Origin of the sequence: Kitasatospora sp. GAS1066B, from assembly GCF_041262605.1 — a bacterium.
Classification (GTDB): Bacteria; Actinomycetota; Actinomycetes; order Streptomycetales; family Streptomycetaceae; genus Kitasatospora.
Genome location: NZ_JBGCCO010000028.1, coordinates 1 through 18,761 on the forward strand (window position 1 = coordinate 1; position 18,761 = coordinate 18,761).

General features: G+C 70.6%; 14 protein-coding genes. 8 read left to right on the plus strand and 6 right to left on the minus strand.

Annotated elements, in window-relative coordinates; genetic code table 11:
• The first annotated feature begins 111 nt into the window (after positions 1-111).
• Entirely contained in the window at positions 112-984 is an 873-nt protein-coding gene (locus ABH937_RS27670; RefSeq protein ID WP_370219879.1) for an SMP-30/gluconolactonase/LRE family protein, read from the plus strand.
• A gap of 49 nt (positions 985-1,033) precedes the next feature.
• On the opposite strand, the gene ABH937_RS27675 is transcribed toward ABH937_RS27670, so the two are convergent.
• A complete protein-coding gene (locus ABH937_RS27675) occupies positions 1,034-2,014 on the minus strand; it encodes a LuxR C-terminal-related transcriptional regulator (RefSeq protein ID WP_370219880.1) in 981 nt (326 codons plus the stop codon).
• Between the two features lie 276 nt (positions 2,015-2,290).
• Between ABH937_RS27675 and ABH937_RS27680 the strand changes: the two genes are divergently transcribed.
• The 5 genes from ABH937_RS27680 to ABH937_RS27700 all read left to right on the plus strand — a co-directional run bounded on the left by ABH937_RS27680 (position 2,291) and on the right by ABH937_RS27700 (position 7,971).
• Positions 2,291-2,449: a hypothetical protein gene (locus ABH937_RS27680; protein WP_280690533.1), complete on the plus strand. Its 159-nt coding sequence runs from the start codon at positions 2,291-2,293 to the stop codon at positions 2,447-2,449.
• A 3-nt stretch (positions 2,450-2,452) separates the two neighbouring features.
• Positions 2,453-2,764, plus strand: coding sequence for a hypothetical protein (locus ABH937_RS27685; protein ID WP_280690532.1), 312 nt, complete (start codon positions 2,453-2,455; stop codon positions 2,762-2,764).
• 52 nt (positions 2,765-2,816) lie between these two features.
• Positions 2,817-4,496: a hypothetical protein gene (locus ABH937_RS27690; RefSeq protein WP_370219881.1), complete on the plus strand. Its 1,680-nt coding sequence runs from the start codon at positions 2,817-2,819 to the stop codon at positions 4,494-4,496.
• A 275-nt stretch (positions 4,497-4,771) separates the two neighbouring features.
• Entirely contained in the window at positions 4,772-5,521 is a 750-nt protein-coding gene (locus ABH937_RS27695; protein WP_280690530.1) for an ABC transporter ATP-binding protein, read from the plus strand.
• Positions 5,515-7,971, plus strand: a complete 2,457-nt coding sequence (locus ABH937_RS27700; RefSeq protein ID WP_280690529.1) for an FtsX-like permease family protein — start codon at positions 5,515-5,517, stop codon at positions 7,969-7,971. The genes ABH937_RS27695 and ABH937_RS27700 overlap by 7 nt, the downstream gene beginning before the upstream one ends.
• Before the next feature lie 540 nt (positions 7,972-8,511).
• On the opposite strand, the gene ABH937_RS27705 is transcribed toward ABH937_RS27700, so the two are convergent.
• Positions 8,512-8,985, minus strand: a complete 474-nt coding sequence (locus ABH937_RS27705) for a hypothetical protein (protein WP_370219882.1) — start codon at positions 8,983-8,985, stop codon at positions 8,512-8,514.
• A 273-nt stretch (positions 8,986-9,258) separates the two neighbouring features.
• Between ABH937_RS27705 and ABH937_RS27710 the strand changes: the two genes are divergently transcribed.
• On the plus strand, positions 9,259-9,651 hold the full coding sequence (locus ABH937_RS27710; protein WP_370219883.1) for a hypothetical protein: 393 nt from the start codon (positions 9,259-9,261) through the stop codon (positions 9,649-9,651).
• A 2-nt stretch (positions 9,652-9,653) separates the two neighbouring features.
• Complete coding sequence (locus ABH937_RS27715) at positions 9,654-12,113, plus strand: DUF4132 domain-containing protein (protein ID WP_370219884.1); 2,460 nt, start codon at positions 9,654-9,656, stop codon at positions 12,111-12,113.
• Positions 12,114-12,195: 82 nt separating this feature from the next.
• Here the strand turns inward: ABH937_RS27715 and ABH937_RS27720 are convergent, their stop codons facing one another.
• The 4 genes from ABH937_RS27720 to ABH937_RS27735 form a co-directional block, all read right to left on the minus strand.
• Positions 12,196-13,287 carry a VWA domain-containing protein gene (locus ABH937_RS27720; RefSeq protein WP_280690525.1) on the minus strand — a complete coding sequence of 364 codons (1,092 nt, stop codon included), beginning with the start codon at positions 13,285-13,287 and terminating at the stop codon, positions 12,196-12,198.
• A 227-nt stretch (positions 13,288-13,514) separates the two neighbouring features.
• Entirely contained in the window at positions 13,515-15,059 is a 1,545-nt protein-coding gene (locus ABH937_RS27725; RefSeq protein ID WP_280690524.1) for an FMN-binding glutamate synthase family protein, read from the minus strand.
• 250 nt (positions 15,060-15,309) lie between these two features.
• Positions 15,310-16,677, minus strand: coding sequence for a peptidase S8 (locus tag ABH937_RS27730; RefSeq protein ID WP_370219885.1), 1,368 nt, complete (start codon positions 16,675-16,677; stop codon positions 15,310-15,312).
• Positions 16,678-16,945: 268 nt separating this feature from the next.
• The gene (locus ABH937_RS27735) at positions 16,946-18,490 is read right to left on the minus strand and encodes an ATP-binding protein (protein ID WP_370219886.1); all 1,545 of its coding nucleotides are present in this window, start codon (positions 18,488-18,490) and stop codon (positions 16,946-16,948) included.
• Positions 18,491-18,761: the final 271 nt, after the last annotated feature.

Consider the following 18,761-nt stretch of genomic DNA (forward strand, 5'->3'; position numbering starts at 1 on the left):
GATCAGGCGAAGGCCGCTTCCGCGTACGGCGGTTACCGATACGAGTGATCAAGTTCGACGGCTCGTTCGAGGCGATTGCTTAAAGATCAAGCTAGCCCTCTGGGAGCTTCCATGACTGAATCCAGCCAGGTCGAGGTGTGGGCCGCCGGCGACCACGAACTCGGCGAAGGTGCCCGCTGGATCGACGGACGACTCGTCTACGTCGACATCCTCGCCGGCCGCCTCCTCGAAGTCGCCGACCTACCCGGCCCGCGAACTGCGAGCGAAATCACCCGCGTTGACGTACCACTGGGCGCCGTCGCCCCGGTCGTCGACCGCCCAGGACACTGGATCGCCGCCGCCGGCACCGGCATCGCCCTGCTCGCCCCGGACGGCAGCCTGGACTGGCTCGCCCGCCCCGAAGACCGCTCACCCGTCCCCACCAGGATGAACGACGGCGTCTGCGACCCGCACGGCCGCTTCTGGGCGGGCAGCATGCCCTACGACGGCACCAAGGGTGCCGGATCCCTCTACCGCACCGACTCCGACGGCTCCGTCCACCGTGTCCTCGACGGCCTGACCATCGTCAACGGCCCCGCCTTCAACGGCACGGGAGATCTCCTCTACGTCGCCGACAGCGCGGCCGGCATCATCCACCGCTGCACCCTCGACCCCGACGGCAACCCCACCGGCCGCGAGGAGTTCACCCGCGTGAACGCCGGCGGCTCACCCGACGGCATGACCGTGGACACCGACGGCTGCCTCTGGGTGGCGATCTGGGGACACGGCGCCGTCCACCGCTACCACCCCGACGGCACCCACCTGGCCACCCTGCACCTGCCCACCCCCCAACCCACCTCCGTCTGCCTCACCCCGACCGGCGGCCGCCTCCTCGTCACCACCGCCCGCCACGGCCTCACCGATCCCGGCAGCCAGGACGGATCCGTGCTGAGCGTTCCCGTCGAGGCCGCGGCCCCGCCCGCCTGCGCCTACCGACTGCAGTAGGACCTGCCGACCCTCGGCTCCGGCGCAGCGCGGCGGGACGCCTGGCGGGTCAGATCCAGCCGTGTTGGCCGGCTTTGAGGCCGGCTTCGAAGCGGGAGCCGGCTTCCAGACGGCGCATCAGCTCCTCCATCCGACGCTTCACGGTGCGTACGGAGACACTCAGGCGCTTGGCGGCGGCTTCGTCGGTCAGGCCTGTGGAGAGGATCCTCAGGAGCTCGCGTTCGCCGACGGTGATGCCGGTGTCCCGGTCGGGAGTGGGGGCCTGGTCCAACGGGACGGCGTCCGCCCAGATCCGGTCGAACAGCTCGGCCAGGGCAGCCACGATCCCGGGGGTGGTGACCAGCACGGCGCTGGGGGCCGCTGCGGCCGGGTCGAGCGGGACGAGGGCGGTGGCCCGGTCGACCACCAGCAGGCGGTGCGGCAGCGCCGGCGCGGTGCGCAGTTGCGCACCGACGGCGACCATCGAGCGCGCGTAGGCGAGGGAGCGCGGGTTGGTGCGCGCGCCCTCGTGGCAGAGGGTCTTGAGGGTGATGCCGCGTCCGAGCAGTTCCTCGTCCAGGGCGCGGGAGGCTTCCAGGGCCTCGGGGGGCATCTGGCCGGGGACGATCGAGCAGATCTCGGTGGTGGCGCTCTGGATCAGGGATTCCAGGCGGGACTGGATCTCGTCCAGGCCGTCGAGCTGTTCGGTGCCGGTGGGGATCCGCTGCTGCTCGCGGGTCGCCTGTTCGGCCGCGGTGGCGACTGCGATGCGGTTGGCCTCCAGGGCGGCGTGGCGGGCCCGGAGTTCCTCCTCCTGGCGGCGCAGCAACAGCGCGCGGGCGCGCTCCGGGCTGACCGGGCGCCGCTGCTCCGGTGCCTCGCGCGACATCCGCAACAGTGCGAGGTCGGCTAGCGTGTCCAGGCTCGCACCGACCTGATCCTGGCTCAGGCCGAGGCGCTCGGCCAGCAGCGTTGCGTCCAATGTCGGTTCGGCCAGCAGTTCTTGGTACACCTGCTCGCAGACCGCATCCAGCCCCAGAGCGCGCAGCACCGCTCCAGCCCCCGTCCCCTGTGTGATGCCGATGTGATGCCTGTGTGTGGCGTCCGAGCGTGACACGACCGGTCCGACCGGAGCAAGGTCCGCACCGGCCGCACCGGGCCTGGCCCGATCGTGCCATGGAACTTTCGGGCCAATGGCCGCCGCTTCCGCCCGCCTGAGCTGCGCGGAAGACTTCTGTTCACCGGAGGGCGCCGACAGCCCGACGGATCCGGCACCGGAGCGACCGGCCATGCCGACACCACACAGACACTCGACGGAGGCCCCGCCATGCCCGGAACACTGCGATTCGTCCTGTTCGGCCTGATCGCCCTGTTCGGCATCGGACTCTCCGCCGCGCCCGCCGTCGCCGCGCCCGCGGCACCCGCTCCGGTGACCACCGCCGCGGACACGGCCCCTGGCCTGGTCTGCGGCGCCTGCTGGAGCTAAGCGTTGACCGCGCGCTATGTGGTGGCCGCTCACCTGACCGGACCACCGGCCAGGCATCGGAACCCGCACCCCGCCACCGTGGTCGATCTGGTCTGGGCCCACGCGACCACGGCCGATGGGCTCGACCACGTCCGCGTCCAGGCCCTGGTGACCGCCGACGAGCTTGAGCTGGTCGTGCTCCTGCGGGCCGAGACCGCTGCCGACGCCGTCCGAACCGCCGAAGGTCTGTTCGGCAGAGCCACCCGAAGCCCTGCCCTCCTCCACTGGCACACCGACGACTTCAACGTGCTGCCGCTGGCGGCACTGGACAACTGACCCACACCTCGTCACCTACCGCTACCCGCCATCACTACAGGGGGAATCCCGCATGTTCACCAAGACCCGCTCCGCCCGCACCAAGTCCACCCGCCGTCGGCTGTCTGCCTCCCTGCTGGCCACCGCGACCATCGCGAGCCTCGCCCCCACGCTGCTGGGCGCCACCGCCGCACACGCCGTCGGCTCGTACAACAACGCGGACCTCGCCGACAAGGCGCTGGCCTACGTGGGCGGTTCGGGCACCACGGCCTGCGCCGACGCCCACGAGAGCGGCGGTGACCAGTGCAAGCAGTTCGCCAACTGCATCGTCTACATGGTCAGCGGCCACTCCCAGTGGCCGGTCGACGCCGGCGGCAACTACCAGCACAGCTACCTCGACGCCGGTGGCGTGGCGGTCACGGCGGCGACGGCGGTCAAGGGTGACATCATCCAGGAAGGCACCCTTGACGGCGACCAGCTGCACACCGCGATCGTGGTCGCCAACAACCACGACGGCAGCTTCGACGTGGTGGACGCCAACTTCGTCGGGCCGGGCCTCGTCGGGCACCACCGATGGGTGCCGCCCACCACCAACATCGGCTACTACCGGATGGGTACCGTCGCTCCGGTCATCCCGTCCGGCTTCAACGTGAACTTGTGGGGCTTCAACTCCGGCCAGACCCTCTCCGGCACCGTGAACCTCACCGCTCACCCCACCCAGAGCGGCGTCATCGAGTGGGTGGACTACGTGATCGCCGGCCCGGGGGGCTCCAGCGAGGTGCGCGCCGGAGGCGGCGCACTGAACTACCCGTACGCCCTCAACACCGCGAACATGGCCAACGGCAACTACTCGATCAGCATCGTCGCCAACGAGATCGACGGTCAGAACCACACGTACGGGGGCGGCTCGTTCACCGTCAACAACACCACGGCCCCCGCCCCCGTCTACAACACCGTCCTCGCCAAGAACGGCATCGGGCTCTACAGCTGGACCCAGGAAAGCGACCCCGTCGTCGTCGCCCAGGCGACCGGCGGTGGCGTCCAGATGATCCTGGACAACAACGGCGTCGTGTGGGCCAAGAGCAGCATCGGGCTCTACAGCTGGACCCAGGAGAGCGACCCCGGCATCAAGGCCATCGCGGTCGGCTCCGACGGCACCCAGATGATCCTCGACAACAACGGCACGGTCTTCGCCAAGAACAGCATCGGGATCTACAACTGGACCCAGGAGAGCGACCCCGGCATCAAGGCCGTCTCCACCAACGGTGGCGTCCAGATGATCCTGGACAACAACGGCGTCGTGTGGGCCAAGAGCAGCATCGGGCTCTACAGCTGGACCCAGGAGAGCGACGCCGTCGTCAAGGCCATCGCGGTCGGCTCCGACGGCACCCAGATGATCCTCGACAACAGCGGCACGGTCCTCGCCAAGAACAGCATCGGGCTCTACAACTGGACCCAGGAAAGCGACCCGGTGGTGGAGGCCATCGCCACCAATGGCGGCGTCCAGATGATCCTGGACAACAACGGCGTCGTATCGGCCAAGAGCAGCGTCGGGCTCTACAACTGGACCCAGGAGAGCGACCCCGGCATCAAGGCCATCTCCACCAACGGCGGCGTCCAGATGATCCTCGACAACAGCGGCACGGTCCTCGCCAAGGGCAGCGTCGGGCTCTACAACTGGACCCAGGAGAGCGACCCCGGCATCAAGGCGATCGCGGTCGGCTCCGACGGCACCCAGATGATCAGCAAGTGACCGCCTCAGCCGCGTACTGAGCCGTTCCGGGCCGGACTCGTCGAGTCCGGCCCGGAAGCGGTCAGGGGTTCCTCAGGGTCGATATCAGGGGCGGCCCGGAGGCGTCGATGCTGCATACGGCCGTAGCTTCGGTGCGGCGAGTGAGAGCGATGCCGCCGACCGATGCCCCCCATAGCGAAGGCGTGAGAGTGTTCCGGAACCAGGCTCCAGCAGCGTCGTCATGTTCTCCCGGCGATGGGTGGGTTTCGGGCTTGTCATGCGTCGGTGCGGCGAGCGTGGGCGACGTCGTCGGTCTGACCGGTGTGCACAAGACGTACGGCCGTGGCGACAACCGGGTGCAGGCGCTCGACGGGGTGGACGTGGACTTCGCGGCGGGCACCTTCACCGCCATCATGGGCCCCTCGGGGTCGGGCAAGTCGACGCTGCTGCAGTGCGCGGCGGGCCTCGACCGGGTCGACGCGGGTCAGGTCCTGCTCGACGGCGCGCCGCTGCACAAGCTCTCCGAGCGGGCCCTGACCGAGCTGCGCCGCGAGCACATGGGCTTCATCTTCCAGTCCTTCAACCTGATCCCGGCGCTGACCGCCCGACAGAACGTCGAGCTGCCGCTCCGGTTGGCAGGACGCCCGATCGACGCGGCGGCGATCGACCGGGGGCTGGCCGAGGTCGGCCTCGCCGAGCGCGGCGGGCACCGCCCCGCCGAGCTTTCGGGCGGTCAGCAGCAGCGGGTCGCCATCGCGCGTGCGCTGGTGACCCGGCCCAAGGTGATCTTCGCGGACGAGCCGACCGGCGCGCTGGACTCGGGTACCGCGCGCGAGGTCCTGGCGCTGCTGCGCGGCGTCGTCGAGCAGCACGGGCAGACGGTGATCATGGTCACGCACGACCCGGTGGCCGCTTCGTACTCGCAGCGGGTGGTCTTCCTCGCCGACGGCAAGGTGACCGGCGAGTTGTTCGAGCCGACGGCCGAGAGCGTGGCCCTGCGGATGGCCGCGCTGGAGCCCGGCGGGAGCGGGACGAAGCCGTGCTGAGGATTGCCGTAGCCACCCTGCGCCACCGTCTGATGGGCTTCGTGGGCGCCTTCCTCGCCCTCGCGCTCGGCACGACGATGATCGGCATGATGACGCTGACCCTGGCTGCCACCTTCGGCACGCCGCACCCAGGGCCGCAGCGGTTCAAGGAAGCCTCGACCGTCATCGCGCCGCAGGGCTTCGATGGGTACCCGATGAAGGCCCCCGCGGTGCTGCCGACCGAGGTCGTGACGAAGGTGACCGCGGCCGGAAAGGCCACACCCGACCGCAGCTTCCCCGTACGGCTGAACCCCGGTCCAGGGGGGACGACCGGCCACCCCTGGTCCTCGGCCGCCTTCGCGGGCTACCACCTGGTGGCCGGGCGCGCGCCGCAGGGCGCGGACGAGATCGTCGTCGGCGGCGGTGCCGAGTCGCTGATCGGGCGTCAGGCCGAGGCCACCACCTCCGCTGGCACCGGCCGCTACCGGGTAGTGGGGGTCACCGACGCGCTCTGGTTCGAGAACGCGGTCTTCTTCAGCGGTGCCGAGGCCGAGCGCCTGTCGCCGGGCGTCAACACACTGGTCACCGACCAGAACGCGAAGCAGCTGACCGCCCTCGTGGGCGGCCAGGCCGTGGTCCTCAGCGGCGGCGACCTGACCCGGATCGACCCCGACTCCACCGGCGGCGCCCAGGCGCTGGCCAGCGCCCAGGCGATGGCGGGCAGCACGACCGGACTCGCGGTGTGCGTCGCGGTGTTCGTCGTCATCGCGACCTTCGCCTTCGCCACCGAGCAGCGCCGCCGGGAACTGGCGCTGCTGCGGCTGGTGGGTGCCGCGCCCCGCCAGGTGCGGCGCATGGTGCTCGGCGAGGCGCTGCTGATCGGCCTGGCGGCGGCGGTCGCCGGCTGCGTCCTCGCCCCGCTGTGCACCGTGCCGCTGCGCTCCTGGATGCTCGACCACAACGTGGCCCCGTCCTGGTTCACCATCCCCTTCAACCCCCTGCCGCTGGCGATCTCCTTCGTCATCGGCGTGGCCGCGGCGCTGGCCGGCTCGGCCGCCACCCTGGTCCGGGTCTCGCTGATCCGGCCGATCGAGGTGCTGCGCGAGAGCGTGGTGGAGCGCCGCGCGATGACGCCGATCCGGTGGCTGCTGGGAATCGGGATGCTGATCGGCGCGGTCATCGCGGGGATCGTCATCGCCCGGACCGAGCCGTACCTCGCGGCCAGCGCCCGCAAGTACGAGGCGGTCCCGGTCCTCTACGTCGGCGCGGTCACCCTGCTGGCGCCGATCCTGTTGCGGCCGGTCACCCGGCTGCTGATCGGTCCGCTTCGCGGCTCGGCCAAGGCCGGCCCGCTGCTGGTGCGCGAGAACATCCTCACCTCCCGGCGGCGTACGGCCGCCACGGTGGCGCCGATCGTGGTGGCCGTCGGGCTGGTCGGCACCCTGCTGACGATGCAGAAGTCCGGTGACGCCGCGGTGCTCGCCCGGCAGCAGCAGGAGATCCACGCGGCGGACGTGGTCGTGCCCGACGGTTCCGGGATCGACGCCCGCACGCTGGGGCGGCTGTCGGCCGTTCCCGGGGTCCGGGCCACCCCGGTCACCTCGATGAACATCCGGATCGGCACCGCCCAGGGCAACCAGATCGACTCGCTCAGCACGAACGCGCTGCCCGCGGCGGCGCTGGGCGCCACCGTCAGGCCGCCCGTGCTCTCCGGTTCGCTCTCCTCGCCGCCCGAGAACTTCCTGGTCATCGACGAGCACGCGGCCGAATCCGACGGCCTGTCGGCGGGGGACGAGGTGGTCACGCTGCTGCCGACCGGTGCGCGGGTCCCGACCGTCATCGCGGCGGTCGTCGCACGTGGCCTGAACGGCGACGACACGTACCTCTCCTCCTCGCTGACCGGCGCGGTGCCCCCGAGCCGGGTCTACCTCGACTCCTCGACGGGCGCGGGCCTGCCGCTCGACGAGCAGCAGTCGGCCGCGGTGAACCAGGCGCTCGCAGGCTCCGGTGCGCACGTCATGACCTACGACGCCTACCTCGAGGCCCAGCGCGCGGACGCTGCCCAGCAGGCGGACAACGCCGCGGTGGTCATCCTCGGGATCGCGCTTGCCTACGCGCTGATCGCGGTCGCCAACACCCTGATCATGGCGATGGCCGGGCGGCGGCGGGAGTTCGCCCTGCTCGGGCTGGCCGGCGCGGTGCGCAGCCAGATCGTGAAGGTGACCGTGGCCGAATCGGTCGTGGCGGTGGTCGTCGGCACCGTGCTCGCCGCCGTGGCGACCGGGCTCGCCGCGGTCACCCAGCACGTCTCGCTGAGCAAGCTCGTGGCCGGCGCGCCGACGGTGATCCCGTGGACGCAGATCTGCGGAACCGTCGCGCTCTGCGCCCTCGTCACCCTGGTCACCGCGTCGGGAGCGACCGGACGGGCGACCCGCCAGCGGGCGATCGAAGCCGCCGGCATCCGCGCATAGGACACGGCCGGAACCACGCGCGAGCCGCGCCAGCTGGTTTTCAGATCTCGTCAGCGACGGCCGCCAGCGAGTGCACGGAGCCAACGCCCTTGGTGTTCTTGCCAAGCACTGGCGCTGTCGAAAGCGGTGAACATTTCGACTCGCTCGCGGCGGCCAAGCGCCTCCCGAACCGGCGCACACATGCTGTCCGTTCTCGCGGACAGAGCCATCGCATGCCTGGTGGACGCCGGACTGGTCCGCCGACAAGGCCGGGTCCGCACCGACTCGACGCACGTACTGGCAGCGGTGCGAGAGCTCAACCGCGTCGAGCTCGTCGCCAGGGCGGCGCTGCGGTCGGCTCGGTCTCTGCGGCGGCCGTCGTCCTGCGCGCCGTCACCGACCACGTAGGGGAGGAGCCCAAGAGCTGACCCCGTGCCCCGGGCCGGGCCGGCTCCGCGCGGCGGCATCGTCGCCGGCCGGCCCGCTGCTCGTGGCACCGCTCACAATCCCGGTCGAGACGTGCTCGAACAGCGGGTGGCAGAACGGATGAGCGCTGGTCACCTATCCGAATCGCTTGGATCGCGTCGGAGGCCACGGGCCGGAGGGTGCCTGCCCGAGCGGCCGTTGGCGTACCGCGATGACCAGGGTAGCCAGCGTGGTGGCCAGGTAGCCGAGCAGTGCGGCCTCGCCGAGTTCGGTGAACAACGTCGCCTTGTTCGGTGACAGCTCCCGTTGGCCGGTCAGGACACTCAGTGGGGCGTAGGAGTAGGAGTCCCCGGCGTCGGGGAGCAGCAGTGCGAAGGTGAGCAGGAAAGCGTCGGAGGTCAGGAAGAGCGCCAGCAGTGGTGCGCGGACGCGGCCGTGCGGGACCGGTACCAGGGTCGCGGCGAGCAGCGGCAGTGCGACGATGAGCGCGCCCAGCCCGAGGGTGAAAACGACCGCGAAGAGGAACAACCACCCGATCGCGAGCGACCGCAGGGCGAAGGCGGCGATCAGCACGGTGATCTGCACGGTGATATTGGCGCCACGAGGCATGTGGATCATCCTTTCAGATGGTCGCGCGGCCCGGGTTCCGGACACCATCATCAAGTGGTGCTGCGGTACCGGTCGGACCTGCACCTCGCTGGTGCCGGCCCAACCCGGTCCCGGTCGTCCGATTGCGCTCGGGAATCGAGAGCGGCGGGATCCAAGGGTGCATCGGCGGGGACGACGCGAGTGGGGACTTGCCGTTGACCCCGCCGGGCCACCTCGATGACCATGCCACCCCCTCCGGCCTCGATGTCACTGGCCGTCAGTACTGTCGACGGCATGGCAATCGTGATGTTCGTCGACGAGACGACTGCGGGGGACCGGAGCGAGGGGTGGGGCCTGGAGATCGCCGAGGAGAGGCTCACCGTGCGTGAGCTGATCCGGCGCCGGGTGTTCCAGGAGGTCGCCGAGTACAACGCGCGCACACCGCAGGTGTTCCAGGGGCTGGTGCAGCCGACGAACGCCGAGCGCGTGCTGAACGGGTTCGCGCTGCGCACGCCCCGCCGGATCGACCCCGAGGTGCAGAGCGAGCTGGCCCTCAGGGCCTTCGCGGGCAACGGCTTCCTGGTGCTGGTGGGGGACCGTCAGGTCACCGATCCGGCGGAGGAGATCGAGCTCGTGCTCGGCGCGGAGGTCACGTTCCTGAAGCTCGTGGCACTGGTCGGGGGCTGACGATGGGGGACATCGAGAAGATCGCTCACCTGGCCCGGCAGCACGCCGCCGCGGGGGAGTGGGACGCGCTCGCCGTCGAGCTGCTGAAGCTCGCGGTCGCCAACAGGGGCATCTGGAACGGGCCGTGGGCCCGCGTGCTCGACGAGCTGCGCGCGCTACCGCCGGAGAGCCGCACTGCGCTTGCCGACGCGCTGGTGGCGCAGTACCACTCGGCCGCGGCTGGCCCGGTCGCCCGCGGCAACGTCCTGACCCTGATCGGTGTCATCGGGCGTGGCCTGCCCGGCGACCGGCTCCCGGAGGAGCGCCGCGAGAAGCTCGACGAACTCGGCCGCCGGCCGTCCTTCTTGTACCTGGAGCGCCACGAGGTCCTCGCCGAGGCCGAACTCGCCGCCGGTCGTGCCCTCGCGCCCGCCGTCGTGGCCGTCTTCCGGCGGGCGGCCCTGGACTACCGTGACGACGCGCTCCGCGCGCTCGTCGAGAAGCTCACGGACCCGGTGCTCAACGTCGGCGAGGAATGGGCCGAGCAGGCGCTGCGGGACGCCGAGGACGCGCCTGAATGGCAGGCCCTGCTGCGGCATGTGACGACCGCCACCGCGGCCAAGCCCACCCGCACATGGGAGCAGCAGGCCCGCGCCCTGATCGAACCGCTGGGCGCCGACCGGGTTCGGGCGACCGTGGTGCCCTGGCTCGCCCTCGTGGGTCGTCGCACCTTCGAGCTGGAGCGCCGGGAGTTCGAGCCCGACATCAACAACGCCTACGACCCCTGCAACGCCAATGCCCTTCGCGGCCTGACCTGGGTGCTGGCCCTGCTGCCGTCGCACCAGGACACCGCCCGCGCCCTCGGCACGCTGGTCGAGACGTCGCTCAAGAAGGTCGCCGGGCTCGGCCCGCGCAACCCGAAGGTCGCCAACGCCGGTGTCAACGCGCTCTCCCGCATCGACGGTGAGGCCGCCCTCGCCGAACTCGCCCGGCTGGCCACCCGGGTGACCTACAAGGGCACGCTCAAGCTGCTCGACGCCGCTCTGGAGACCCGGGCCCAGGCGCTGGGCCTGTCCCGCGAGGAGATCGAGGAACTCGCCGTCCCCGCCTATGGATTGACCGAGGTCGGGCGAGCCGAGCGGCAGCTGGGCGAGGTCACGGTCGTGTCGGAGATCCGGGGCACCAAGGTGGTCCTCGGCTGGCGCACCTCGGCGGGCAAGGGGGTCAAGAGTGTGCCCGCCGCGGTCAGGCGTGACCACGCCGAGGAGCTCAAGGAGCTGAAGACGGCGGTCAAGGACATCGACAAGATGCTCTCCGCGCAGAGCGACCGCCTGGACCGGCAGTTCGTCGCCAACCGTAGCTGGTCCTACGCCGGTTGGCGCGAGCGCTATCTCGACCATCCACTGGTCGGCACCCTGGCCCGGCGCCTGCTGTGGACGGTCGACGGTACGACCGTCGGGTTCGCCGACGGTGAGCTGCGCACGCTCACCGACGACCCGGTGTGCGAAGGAGCCGAGGTCCGGCTGTGGCATCCGGTGGGCCACGAGCCCGCCGAGATCGTGGCCTGGCGCGACTGGCTGGAGCGGCACGCGATCACCCAGCCGTTCAAGCAGGCCCACCGCGAGGTGTATCTGCTGACCGACGCCGAGCGCGCGACGGGCAGCTACTCCAACCGTTTCGCCGCGCACATCCTGCGCCAGCACCAGTTCAACTCGTTGGCCGCGATCAGGGGTTGGCGCAACAAGCTGCGGCTGATGGTCGACGACTCGGCCCCGCCGGCCACGCGCGAGCTGCCGCACTGGGGGCTGCGCGCCGAGTACTGGGTCCAGGGCGAGGGCGACAGCTACGGCGACGACACCACCGACTCCGGCAGCTACCTGCGCCTGACGACCGACCAGGTCCGCTTCTACCCGATCGACGCCCCGGAGAACTCGGCGTCCTGCTACGGCGGCGACTACCGGATGTGGCTGCCCCATGGTGCCGAACCGGTGGAGTCCCTCCCGATCGCCGACATCCCGCCCCTGGTGCTGTCCGAAGTCCTGCGCGACGTCGACCTGTTCGTCGGCGTGGCCAGCATCGGGAACGATCCGACCTGGCAGGACGGCGGACCCGAGGGCCGCTTCCAGGAGTACTGGACGTCCTACGGCTTCGGGGAGCTCAACCAGAGCGCCGAGACGCGCCGCGTGCTGCTGGAACGGCTCGTACCCCGGCTGGCGATCGCCGACCGCTGCACCATCGAAGGCCGCTTCCTGCACGTGAAGGGCGAGCGCCACACGTACAAGATCCACCTCGGCTCGGGCAACATCCTGATGACGCCGAACGACCAGTACCTGTGCATCGTCCCGACGTCCAACCCGGCCGCCCCGCAGACCGGGTACCTCCCCTTCGAGGGCGACCGCATGCTGGCCGTGATCCTCAGCAAGGCCATGCTGCTGGCCGACGACACGAGCATCACGGACCCGACGATCCTGAGCCAGCTGTGACGCCCCGCGAGGCGGGCCGCACCCGAAGTTCGAGGAATTGGTTCTGAATCCGGAGAAGCCGGGAAGAAAGGACGGTGGCAAGCTACAGGAGGACGAGCAGCTTGGTACCCGAAACCAACTTCCGGTTGACGGAGGTCGATTGGACGAAAACGGTGTACGCCGGGTTGTCGCCCGGCTTCACCGTGACCTCCGACTCCGGCAGGCCGAGGAGCTGGCGGGCCGCCGGGCCCGAGAACACCCTGCCTGTCGTCCGTCCGGTGGCCGGGTCCTTCTCCGCCACGGCGAGTTGCTTGTTGCCCTGGATCTTCTCGCGCTTGGACAGCTCGTAGAAGGCGCAGCCGGTCTTGTACGGGTGCCCGGCGCGGGTGACGAAGTCGCGGATCGGCGTCTGCTGGTCGACCGGGATCAGGATGTACTTGCCGGTTTCCAGGGCGTCGAGATTGGCCTTCACCTCGGCGGTGCTCAGATCCTGGCCCATGGCGAACAGGTTCCTGGTACCGCGCACGCCCTGTTCGCGGCCCCGCAGGAAGCTCGTGGCAGCCGTCTTGACGGTGCCGATGGCCTCCTCGACGCCCTTGCTGGAGTCCGCGTCCCAGATCGCGATGTTGCCCGCCGGGAAGCCGTACTCCTGGGCGGTGCGCTTGGCCAGGGAGTTCGGGACCAGGATCGCCGAGGTCCAGTGGTCGGGAAGGGTGTCCAGGGCACCCTGAATGCGGCCCAGCCACCTGCTCAGGACGGCGCTGCCCTGGCTGCCGCCCATGCGGATGTGCATCTGGCCGGTCTCCGAGAAACCCGAGGCGTTCTCCTCGCCATCGGTGACGACGACCTGGAGGAAGGAGTGTTCCCCATATCCTTCCCAGATGTTCTTCAGGTCGGCGATGGATTTCACGGCCGCCTCGATCAGCGCCGTCGCACCGTTGTTGACCTCGTAAAGGCCTCGCAGGGACGGCAGGTGCTTGACGTCCATGTCCCAGACCAGGTTCTGCACCGCGTGATCGAAAGCGTAGAGGCTGATCCGGGTCTCGTGACCGAGCCGGTCGGACTCCTCCTGGAGGCCCTTCACGAATTCGTCCACCACACGAACAAGCTGCGCCTTGTGCTTGCGCATCGAGCCGGAATTGTCGACCACCAGCGAGACGTGGTTGACCTTGTGCTTGATCCTCTTCGCAGACATGGTTCTGCCCCTTTTCCAACGCTCTCCCGACGCCTTTCCGGCGTCCCCTCCAACGTTGGTTCCACACTACGAGGGAGCACTGACAATGCATTCCGACCAGGGGCCCCATAGCTGCTGACCGCCCGTCAGCGCCGGCCTTTCGGAAAGCTGGGCACTGACGGGCGGTCAGCAGTACTGGTCAGATGAGAGCCTGCGCTTCGAGCGCGGTGCTCGTCGGTGCCGGCGCGTCAGACGGCCGGCTTCTGGACGGGGGTCGGCCCGGCGGTGAGAAGTGCCGTGATCTCATCGGCGAGGCGCGGGCCGAGCTCGCCCCAGCCGTCCTTGTAGCCGTAGACGCCGGCCAGGGTGCGGGCCTCGTAGTCGCCGTTCATGATCTCGATGTCGTTGGCGGTGATGAGTGCCGGGTGGGCGACACCGACCGCCGACGAGACCTTGATCAGCTCCTTGCGCAGGGTGCGCAGGTAGACCGCGGCCCGGGTGGCCTTCGAGGTCGGGTCGATGCCGCGAGCCAGCCACGGGTTCTGGGTGGCGATGCCGGTGGGGCACTTGTCGGTGTGGCACTTCTGCGCCTGGATGCAGCCGATGGACATCATCGCCTCACGGGCCACGTTGATCATGTCGGCGCCCAGGGCGAAGGCGACCATGGCGTTCTCGGGCAGGCCGAGCTTGCCGGAGGCGATGAAGGTCAGGTCGTCGGTCAGCCCCAGCTCGGCGAAGGTGCCGTAGACCCGGGAGAAGCCCATCCGGAACGGCAGCGCCACCGAGTCGGCGAACATCCGCGGTGCCGCCCCGGTGCCGCCCTCACCGCCGTCGATCGTCACGAAGTCGACACCACGGTCGCCACGCGCCATCAGCGTGGCCAGCTCCTGCCAGAAGCTCATCTCGCCGACCGCGCTCTTGACCCCGACCGGCAGACCGGTCTCGGTGGCCAGCAGCTCGACGAAGTCGAGCATCGAGTCGACGTCGCTGAACGCGGTATGCCGCGACGGGGAGGCGCAGTCCTGGCCGACCGGGATACCCCGGATCGCGGCGATCTCCTCGGTCACCTTCGCGCCCGGCAGCATCCCGCCCAGCCCTGGCTTGGCGCCCTGGGAGAGCTTGATCTCTATCGCCTTGACCGGGGCGCCGGCGACCACGTCCTTGAGCTTGTCGAGGTTGAAGCTGCCGTCCTCGTTGCGGCAGCCGAAATATGCCGTACCGATCTGGAGGACGAGGTCGCCGCCGTTGCGGTGGTACGGCGAGAGGCCGCCCTCGCCCGTGTTGTGCATCGTGCCCGCCAGCGCTGCCCCCTTGTTGAGCGCGGTGATGGCCGCGCCGGAGAGCGAACCGAAGCTCATCGCGGAGATGTTCACCACGCTCGCCGGTCGGAACGCCTTGGCGCGCCCGCGCGGCCCGCCCAGCACCTTGGCCGAGGGCAGTGGGGCCTGTGGGTCGTGCGCGTCGGGCAGAGCGCCCGCGAACGTGCGCTGCTTCAGATAGGCGTGCCCCTGCACGTGCTCGACGTCGACTTCGGTTCCGAACCCGAAGTAGTTGTTCTCCTCCTTCGCCGACGCATAGATCCAGCTGCGCTGGTCACGACTGAACGGTCGCTCCTCCTCGTTGGAGGTCACGATGTACTGCCGCAGCTCCGGCCCGATCGTCTCCAGCAGGTACCGGGCGTGCCCGACCACCGGGAAGTTCCGGAGCAGCGCGTGCCGCTTCTGGATGAGGTCGCGGGCAGCCAGAAGCGCCAACGCCGTTGCGGCAGCCGTGCCGATCCTCCGGGCGTGCATGAACGTTCCTCCTCGATGCACGACTCCATCGCCGGGCGGCGGAGTCGTTGTGTCGTGTTGCTCGTTGGACGGCGGGCACACGACCAAGCGGGCATCAGCGTCCGTCGAAGAATGCGGAACGATAGTAAGAGGCGGCTTGGACAGGCAGGTGGCCAGGGGCTGGTCCGGGGTTCGACCTCCCACCTGCCCCGTGCGACATCGGCCTCTGCGACCTGGAAGGGTCGCAGAGGCCGATGTGGGTGTGGCGGTGTCAGGAGGTCGGGGTGCCCGAGATCAGGCCGGTGTTGGAGATCGTCACCTCGCGGCCCGACGCGCCGGTGCCTGCGCCGCCCGCACCCCCGGTGCCGCCGGTGCCCGTGGCCCCGCCGCCGGTGAACGCGCTGGTCCCGTTGGGCGTGCCGAGCCCGGTCGGGCCGTCGTAGCCGAGGCCCGCGGTGCACAGGTAGCCGGGGGAGCAGGACGCGGTGGCGCCGCTGGTGACGTCGTTGAGGGCGGCGGCGTGCGCGTACGGGTAGGCGGCCGGGATGGCGCCGACGGCCGGGGTGCCGGCCAAGGCGTAGACCGCGGCGATGATCGGGGCGGCGACGGAGGTCCCGCCCTCGACGTTCCAGCCGCCGTTGCCGTTGAAGGTGTCGTAGCTCGCGACGCCGGTGGCCGGGTCGGCGACGGCGGCGACGTCCGCGACGGTGCGCTTGGCGCAGCCCTTGTCGCTCTGCCAGGACGGCTTGGGGTCGAAGGCGGAGCAGCCGGAGCCCGCGCCCTCGGAGGGGGAGGTCGACCAGACCGACTCGCTCCAGCCGCGCGCGTTGTTCGCCCGGTTCAGCGCGGTGCCGCCGACGGCGGTCACGTACTGGGACGCGGCCGGGTACTCGACGCCGAACCCGGAGTCACCCGAGGAGGCGGTGATCGCTACACCGGGGTGGTTGTAGTACTGGGTGTCCTCGGTGGTCTCCCTCGGCGACTCGGGGCCGCCGTAGCTGTTGGAGACGTATTTGGCGCCGAGTTGGACGGCCGCGTTCACGGCCGTGCCGAGGTCGGTGTCGCTCGCTGAGTTCGCCTCGACCAGGAGGATGCGGCAGTTCGGGCAGATGGCCGAGACCATGTCGACGTCGAGCGACTCCTCGCCGGTCCAGTCGTTGTTCGCGGGTGCCGGCGCGGGCAGTTGGGAGGTCTGGCCGTTCTGACCGACCTTGCTGAAGCAGCCGCCGGCCGCGGTGCAGGCGGGGAGGCCGAACTGCTTGCGGTAGACGGCGAGGTCGCTCTCGGCGTTGGGGTCGTCGTAGGCGTCGACGATGGCGACCGTCCGACCGCTGCTGCCGGCGGAGGCGGCAGCAGCGGCGAGGCCGTAGGCGGACTGCAACTCGCTCGGGCCGTAGCCGGGCACGGCCGCGTTGCGGGTGGCGTCAGGCCGGGCCAACTGCGGCTTGAGGTCGGTACGAACCAGGGCGTTGCAGGAGTAGTGGCCCGGGGAGGCGGGCGGGCAGGCCTCGCGGTAGTGCTGGGCGGCGGCCGCGTCGAGGTGCACGGCGGGGGCGGCGATGACCGCCGCACCGGCCGAGTTGAGCGCGATGGCGCCGCCGGCGAGCAGTCCGGCTATCGAGGAGGCGATCCCCGCCACGCGAACCCTGCGCTTGAGCGTGGGGCGCCTGCGGGACCGCCTGGTCGGGGGCTGCTGAGAGTGTGACAAATCGAGTCTCCTGTCGGACGAGCGGAGCGGTTCCGGTGGGCGTGCCGGTCGGCGACGCGGCATCCTGCTCCGGCAGCGGGGGAGAGAGGCACGAGCGACCCGAGCTGGTGCGTCACCGGGTCTGCTGGGCCGATCCTAGGGGCGCCGAAACGGTCAAAAGCCGCATAACAGTCGGCAAGAGGAAGCCCTAAGGAACAGCTCACTCTCGCCTTCGGCAGCGCGGGCCATCGCTTGCGACCGGCCTCGACGGGCGACGGGTCGCCGGTTCGGCGCCCAGGTCGGCCAGGGGCTCTTCGACTTCCTCACCCAGCGCCTCGCGGCCTCCCTCACCGCGCGAGCCGGCGCCGGGCTGTGACCAGCGGTCCCGCCGTTCCGCGGCGAGCTCTTCCTGCCGGAGGCGGTTGATCTCGGCCCGGCGTTCGTGGGCGGTGAGCCCGGCCCAGATGGCACCGCCTGCAAGCGCGGGGTTGGCGAGCGTCCAGCTGAGGCACTCGGTGCGGGTGCTGGTCCGGCAGTCGCCGCACAACTGTTTCGCGGTGGCGGTGCGCGCCTCGGCCTCGGGGCCTTCGGGCCAGAAGGTCTCGGGGTCGACGCCGAGGCGCCGGCAGGGCTCGTCGCCGAGCAGCCGAGGAAAGGGGACGTCGGCTCGGGAGGAGGGCCGGGTGGACTCGGTACGTGGAGCCTGGTCACGTCCGGGCCGGCTGCCGGCGTCAGCGCTGGAGACGCGCGCATCGCCGTCCGAGCGGTCGTCCTGCGGGCCCAGTGCGTCGGCACCGGCGGCCGGCAGGACGATCTCGAAGCAGCAACCGCCGCTGACGTTGCGTACGCTGGCTCGCCCGGCATGTGCCTCCACGATTCCCCGGACGATCGCCAGCCCCAGACCGGCCCCGGCGCCCAAGGGCGGGCCGGCCGCCGCGCCGCTGGTGTTCAGGACGCCCGCGGAACGGGACGATCCCGCAGTTCGGGTACCGCCGCCTCGCCATCCGGTGTCGAACACCTTTGCCAGTTCTTGTTCCGGTATGCCGCCGCACTCGTCGGTGACGGAGACCACCACTTCGCATGCCAGCTGATGGGCGGCGACCGCCACCACGCCTTCGGCCGGGGTGTGCCGGATGGCGTTGGTCAGCAGGTTGGCCAACACCCTTGCGATCTCCCGGTCGTCCACCTGGACGGGGGCCGCCTCGACGTGCGCGTCCAGCAGCCGCACGCCACGCTCGCGGGCCAGCGGGGAGGCGCCGGCGATGGCGTCGCCGACCAGGTCGTCAACCGAGACCCGGGAGGGCGAGAGGCGCAGCGTGCTGCTCTGGAGGTGGGAGAGCTCGACGAGGTCGTCGACCATGCGGGTGAGGCGGTGCACTTCGGTGCGCATCTGGCCGTAGTAGCGGTGCGGGTCCTCGGCGACTCCGTCCTCCAGCGCCTCGGCCATCGCGCGAAGCCCGGCCAGCGGCGCGCGCAGGTCGTGCGAGAGCCACGAGATGAGCTCACGTCGGGACGATTCCAGGGTCTGGTCCCGTCGGCGGGCCCCGGCCACTCGTGCCTCGTCGGCGCCGACCCGCGTGGGCTCGCCTTCCGCCGGCCAGGTCAGGTTCGCGGACCGGGCACCGGTGCCGGCCGTTCGGGCCTCGCGTGTCAGCGCGCGACTGCCGGTCGTCGACCGCCTGCCCGGCAGTGCGGTGCTCGGGGATGTCAGTGGTGCGGCGCGTTTGATGGAAACGGCCTTGCGCGGGGCGTGGTCGAGGCTCACGGTCGTCGTCCGTTCACGGGTCGGGGTCTGGGTGCTGGTCTGAGCCGGAGTCAGGGCGTCCGCGGTGACGCGCCACGGCACCCGCATGCCGGCTAGCCGTGTGGGCCGGTGCGTGGACCCCGGTAGCGAGGTGATCGCGACGCGTTCTCCGGCGCCACGTCAGATTCCGTGGCGGATAAGGCTTTTCCTTCGGGCAGGACGCCACGAGTGAGAGCGAACCAGGCCCGCCATTCCAGCGGTGAGCCTACGGGCGACGCGACGCCGGAGCACC